Source organism: Micromonospora echinofusca (genome assembly GCF_017614955.1).
Lineage (GTDB): Bacteria > Actinomycetota > Actinomycetes > Mycobacteriales > Micromonosporaceae > Micromonospora > Micromonospora echinofusca_A.
The window spans coordinates 1-5,069 of the sequence record NZ_WVUH01000437.1; the positions used below are offsets into that span (position 1 = coordinate 1).

At 73.4% G+C, this 5,069-nt stretch carries 6 protein-coding genes and 1 pseudogene; 4 read left to right on the forward strand and 3 right to left on the reverse strand.

All coding sequences use genetic code 11. From position 1 onward, the window contains the following. The 3 genes and pseudogenes from GSF22_RS35185 to GSF22_RS30390 form a co-directional block, all read left to right on the forward strand. Positions 1–135 (forward strand): annotated as a pseudogene (locus GSF22_RS35185) (hemerythrin domain-containing protein); the annotation flags it as partial. 76 nt (positions 136–211) lie between these two features. Next, entirely contained in the window at positions 212–1,198 is a 987-nt protein-coding gene (locus GSF22_RS30385) for a LysR family transcriptional regulator (protein ID WP_208817348.1), read from the forward strand. A 43-nt stretch (positions 1,199–1,241) separates the two neighbouring features. After that, the gene (locus GSF22_RS30390) at positions 1,242–1,478 is read left to right on the forward strand and encodes a hypothetical protein (protein WP_208817349.1); all 237 of its coding nucleotides are present in this window, start codon (positions 1,242–1,244) and stop codon (positions 1,476–1,478) included. Between the two features lie 92 nt (positions 1,479–1,570). On the opposite strand, the gene GSF22_RS30395 is transcribed toward GSF22_RS30390, so the two are convergent. The 3 genes from GSF22_RS30395 to GSF22_RS30405 form a co-directional block, all read right to left on the reverse strand. Then, positions 1,571–1,921 (reverse strand): DUF3140 domain-containing protein, encoded by a 351-nt coding sequence (locus tag GSF22_RS30395; protein WP_208817350.1) that lies wholly within the window; start codon positions 1,919–1,921, stop codon positions 1,571–1,573. Beyond that, positions 1,921–2,091 (reverse strand): hypothetical protein, encoded by a 171-nt coding sequence (locus GSF22_RS30400; protein WP_208817353.1) that lies wholly within the window; start codon positions 2,089–2,091, stop codon positions 1,921–1,923. Before GSF22_RS30400 ends, GSF22_RS30395 begins: the two co-directional genes overlap by 1 nt. A 79-nt stretch (positions 2,092–2,170) precedes the next feature. Next, the gene (locus GSF22_RS30405) at positions 2,171–4,723 is read right to left on the reverse strand and encodes an ATP-dependent Clp protease ATP-binding subunit (RefSeq protein WP_208817351.1); all 2,553 of its coding nucleotides are present in this window, start codon (positions 4,721–4,723) and stop codon (positions 2,171–2,173) included. An 87-nt stretch (positions 4,724–4,810) separates the two neighbouring features. On the opposite strand from GSF22_RS30405, the gene GSF22_RS30410 reads away from it, so the two are divergent. Further along, the coding region (locus GSF22_RS30410) for a hypothetical protein (protein WP_208817352.1) at positions 4,811–5,069 on the forward strand (259 nt) is incomplete at its 3' end.

Here is a 5,069-nt window from a genome sequence, read left to right on the forward strand (position 1 = left end):
CACCCGGACACCCCGGCGAAGCCGCCGTGGAACCGGGTGGTCGAGCCGGCGCTGGGCGTGGTCGACAAGGTCCGGGATGCGGTGACCGGCCGGCAGACGTACCTGAGCGACCTCGACGACCCGCCCCGGGGGTGACCGGATCGGCCTGGTCACGGTCGACTTAACATCGAAGGTCTTCCCCTTTATCGCTTCGCAGCCCTACCGTCACGCTATGAATCTGGAGCTGCGACACCTCAAGGTGGTCTGCGCGATCGCGGAGACCGGCAGCGTGACGAAGGCGGCGTCGGCCCTGGGTCTGGCCCAGCCCGCCCTGACCGCACAGCTCCAGCGCATCGAGCGCGCCCTGGGCGGACCGCTGTTCGAGCGGGACCGGCGTGGCGCACGTCCGACCGCGCTGGGTGAACTGGTGCTGGACCGAGCCCGGGTCCTGCTGCCGGCGATGAAGGGCCTACAGGACGAGGCGGCCCGGCTGGCCGAGGCGGGTGGTGCGCTGAGCCGGTACCGCTTCGGCGGGGTGAACAGTCCGATCCTGGGCCGGTTGGTGCACCGGCTGGCCAGTACCCGACCGGGGGCGCAGATCAGCACGTACGCGTCCTGGTCGGTGGACGAGTTGGCCCGGCTGGTCCGCACCGGCCGGCTGGACTACGCGCTGACCGGGGCGTGCGGGGACGCCACGCCGTCGGCCGAGTACGCGTTGAGCTGGCGGGAGGTGGCCTGCGACCCGGTCTTCGTGCTGCTGCCGGAGCGGCACCCGATGGCCGCGCGGGAGGAGGTGCCGTTGCGGGCCCTGGCCGGGGAACAGTGGGTGGCCGCGCCCGGGGACGGCTGTTTCGGCGACTGTTTCGCCGCCGCCTGCGCGCGGGCCGGGTTCACCCCCCGCAAGCTGTACGAGACCGACGTGCGGGGCTGCGTGGACCTGGTCGAGGCGGGTGAGGCGGTGGCGCTGTGCCAGGCGATGTTCCGGCCGGTGCCGGGTCTGGTCACCCGGCCGCTGGCCGAGGCGCCGCTGCGCTGGCGGCTGCTGCTGGGCTGGCATCCGGACGCCCCGGCGGCCCACTTCGCCGACGAGGTGCTGGAACTGGCCCGGGCCGCGTACACCGACTCGCTGGGCCCGCACCCGCACTATCTGGCCTGGCTGCTGCGCAACCCGTCGTTCGGGGCGTACCCGGGGGCGGTCAGCCACCTGGTGGACCGGTGAGGCGGACGGGGTGCGATCCGGGCCGGACGGGGTAGTCCGCGGCATGACCGATCCGCACCAGCCGGCCGACGACCGGGACACCGCCCGGCAGGCCGCCGCCGCGCACACCGCCGCGTCCCGGGACATCGAGACCTTTCTCCGCCGGGTGCCGGCGGTACCCGGGCCGGACGACATCGTCGAGTACGCCACCCTGCTGGCCCGCGAGGAGCAGGTACGGGCCGAGCGGCAGGCCCGGGTGGCCGCGATGGGGCTGCCGATCGGCAGCGTGGGCACGGAGTGACCGCCCGGGTACGGGCCGCCCCGGACACCGGCCGGTGTCCGGGGCGCCGCATCTTTGCCCTGCCGTCCCGGCGGGACGCGCGTCCGGGCCGGTCAGCGTTCCACCAGCGGATCGTGTCCCAGGTCGAGCAGGGCGTGCCGCCACTGGTCGTCGGCGTTGCCGCGCGGCGGTCGCTCGGCCAGCAGCGCGTCGATCCCCGCGATCGCCGTCCGCATCACGTCGATGTCCGCCCGGGTCAGGTCGACCTTGCGCTTGCCGAGGACGGCGAGGATCTGCCGGCCCGGTTCGGGTAGCGCGAGGTCCGGGTCCGCGGTGAAGGTCTCCTCACCCGACCCCCGGGTGAGCAGCCAGCTGCGGAGCTGCTCCGAGGTGACGTTGACGTGCTCGTGGAAGTCCTGCCAGATCGTCTCGACCTCGGGGTCGGTACGGGTGTCGCGTGCCATCAGCGGTCCTCCTCCTCCGGCGGGTGGCCGGACCGGCCCGGTCCGCCCTCGTCCGACATTCCGGCCAGCCCTTCCGGCGGTACCCGCACCCGGTCCGGGTTGGCCGTGGGCGCGGCGAGGATCGGGTCGGTCTTCGGGCTCTTCTCCTCGGCTTCCTCGGGCTGGCTCACGGTTGACTCCCCTCCCGCTCCCCACGGCCGGCGCCCTGCTCGGCCGCGCCCCGCCCGGACCGCTGACGACCAGCCGGTCCTAGCGCGGGTTGGTGGTGACCGCCGGGGCGTACCCGCTCCCCGCCGCCACGTCGATGTGGAGCTGCCCGTCGCGGGCGTCCACCGTGATCCGCTGCCCCGGTGAGATGCTGCCGTCGAGCAGCATCCGGGACAGCCGGTTGTCCAACTCACGCTGGATGACCCGGCGCAGCGGGCGGGCCCCGAACTCGGGCTGGTAGCCGTGCTCGGCGAGCCAGTCGACCCCGGCGGTGGTGACGTCGACGGCGATGTCCTGGGCGTGCAGGCGACGGCGGGTCTCGCCGAGCAGCAGCTCGGTGATCTGCCGTAGCTGCTGGGTCTCCAGCCGCCGGAAGATGATGATCTCGTCGATCCGGTTCAGGAACTCCGGCCGGAACTGCTCCTGCAACCGGCGCATCAGCCGGTCCCGCAGCTCGGCGGCCTCCGCCTCGGCGCCGGAGTCGGCACCGGCGAAGCCGACGCTGCGCTGGCTGCCGGTGATCAGTTCGGAACCGAGGTTGCTCGTCATGATCATGACGGTGTTCTTGAAGTTCACCGTACGGCCCTGACTGTCGGTCAACCGGCCGTCGTCGAGCACCTGGAGCAGGATGTTGAACACGTCGGGGTGGGCCTTCTCCACCTCGTCGAGCAGCACCACCGCGTACGGGCGGCGCCGGACCACCTCGGTCAGCTGCCCGGCCTCCTCGTAGCCGACGTACCCCGGCGGGGCGCCGACGAGCCGGCTCACCGTGTGCTTCTCCTGGAACTCGCTCATGTCCAGCCGGACCATCCGGTCGGCGTCGCCGAAGAGCGCCTCGGCCAGCGCCCGGGCCAGTTCGGTCTTGCCCACCCCGGTCGGACCGAGGAACAGGAAACTGCCCATCGGCCGGTTCGGGTCGGCCAGGCCGGTACGCGAGCGACGGACCGCCTCGGCGACCGCCGCGACCGCGTCGTCCTGACCGATCACCTTCTCGTGCAGGTGCGCCTCCAGCCGCAGCAGCCGGTCGCGTTCCTCCTCGGTGAGCTGGTTGACCGGGATGCCGGTGGCCCGGGAGACCACCTCGGCGATCTCGGTCTGGCCGACCTGGGGCACCCGGTGCGGGTCGCTGTCCGCGCCCCGGGCCGCCTCGATCTGCTCGCGCAGCTCCTGCAACCGGTCGCGCAGCGCCGAGGCCCGCTCGTACTGCTCGTCGGCGACCGCCTGTTCCTTGTCCCGCCGGACGTCGTCGAGCTGCCGTTCCAGCTCCCGTACGTCGGCCGCCGGGGTACGGGTACGCAGCCGCACCCGGGCACCGGCCTGGTCGATCAGGTCGATCGCCTTGTCCGGCAGGAACCGGTCGGTGACGTACCGGTCGGACAGTTCGGCCGCCGCGACCAGTGCCTCGTCGGTGAACCGGACCTGGTGGTGGGCCTCGTACCGGTCCCGCAGTCCACGCAGGATGGCCACCGTGTTCTCCACCGACGGCTCCGGCACGAGCACCGGCTGGAACCGCCGGGCCAGGGCGGCGTCCTTCTCGATGGTCCGCCGGTACTCGTTGAGCGTGGTGGCCCCGATGACCCGCAGCTCACCCCGGGCCAGGGCGGGTTTGAGCATGTTGCTGGCGTCCATGCCGCCCTCGCTGCCGGCGCCACCCGCACCGACCAGGGTGTGGATCTCGTCGAGGAAGACGATCAGCTCCTCGCGGTGGGCCCGGATCTCCTCGATGACCTTCTTCAGCCGTTCCTCGAAGTCACCCCGGTAGCGGGTACCGGCGACCAGGCCGGCCAGGTCGAGCTGGATGACCCGCTTGTTGAGCAGGGTCCGGGGCACGTCACCGTCGCAGATCCGTTCGGCCAGGCCCTCGACGATCGCAGTCTTGCCGACCCCGGCCTCCCCGATGAGCACCGGGTTGTTCTTGGTCCGCCGGGACAGGATCTCCACGGCCTGTTCGATCTCGTCGGCCCGGCCGATCACCGGGTCGATCTGGTCGGCCCGGGCCAGGTCGGTGAGATCCTGGCCGTACTGGTCGAGGGTGGGTGTCCCCCGGTCCGGCCGGGCCTCCGGGGCGGCCGCCCCGCGTTCCTGGCCGGCGGCCTGCAACGACTCGGGTTGGATCCGCCCGGCGGCGAGCATCCGACCGGCCGGCGACTCGGGGTTGAGCGGCAGCGCCATCAGGATGTGCTCCGGGCCGATGTAGTTCGCGCCCATCGCCCGGGAGAGCTGGTGGGCGTCGAGCAGGGCCCGCTTCGCCGCCGGGGTGAGCGACAGGTTCGGCGGTACCTCCCCCCGGGGGGCACCGTCGCCGCGCCCGCCGAGGGCGTTGACCAGCGCGTTCGGGTCGGCGCCGGCCCGGGAGACCAGGTCGCGCAGCGGTTCGCGTTGCAGCGCCGCCCACAGCAGGTGGTCGGTGTCCAGGTCGTTGCTGCGCTTCTGGGCCGCCCGCCGGGCCGCGTCGGCGAGCATCTCGCGGGCGTCGGCGGTCATCAGACGGGTGATGTCCACGCGGTGCGGCCGGCGTCCCTCGCCCCGGCCGAAGTACCGGGCCAGGAACTCGTCCCAGGGGTCGGAGCCGAAGTCCTCGGGTCCCTGCGTCATGGTGTGTGTCCCCCCATCCGCGCGGCAGTCGGCGTGGGCTACCCGGCGGTCGGGGAGACAAACGTGCCCGGGTGGCAGGGTGGTGGGATGACGGGCATGACGATGGTGGTGGTGGACGGGGCGAACGTGGTCGGATCCCGGCCGGACGGCTGGTGGCGGGACCGCGCGGGGGCGGCGGCCCGGCTGCGGGACCGGCTGCTACCGCTGGCCGGGACGGGCCGGCCGGACCTGCCGCCGCCGGTCGAGGTGGTCCTGGTGCTGGAGGGGGCCGCCCGGCACGTGCCCGGGGTGCCGGGGGTGACCGTGGTGGCCGCGCCGGGCTCCGGGGACGACGCGGTGGTCGCCC

Bases quoted from the DNA above. Each gene is read 5' to 3' on its own strand.
- GSF22_RS30390 (WP_208817349.1), top strand. From the start codon at position 1,242: ATGACCGATCCGCACCAGCCGGCCGACGACCGGGACACCGCCCGGCAG.
- GSF22_RS30385 (WP_208817348.1), top strand. From the start codon at position 212: ATGAATCTGGAGCTGCGACACCTCAAGGTGGTCTGCGCGATCGCGGAG.
- GSF22_RS30405 (WP_208817351.1), bottom strand. From the start codon at position 4,723: ATGACGCAGGGACCCGAGGACTTCGGCTCCGACCCCTGGGACGAGTTC.
- GSF22_RS30395 (WP_208817350.1), bottom strand. From the start codon at position 1,921: ATGGCACGCGACACCCGTACCGACCCCGAGGTCGAGACGATCTGGCAG.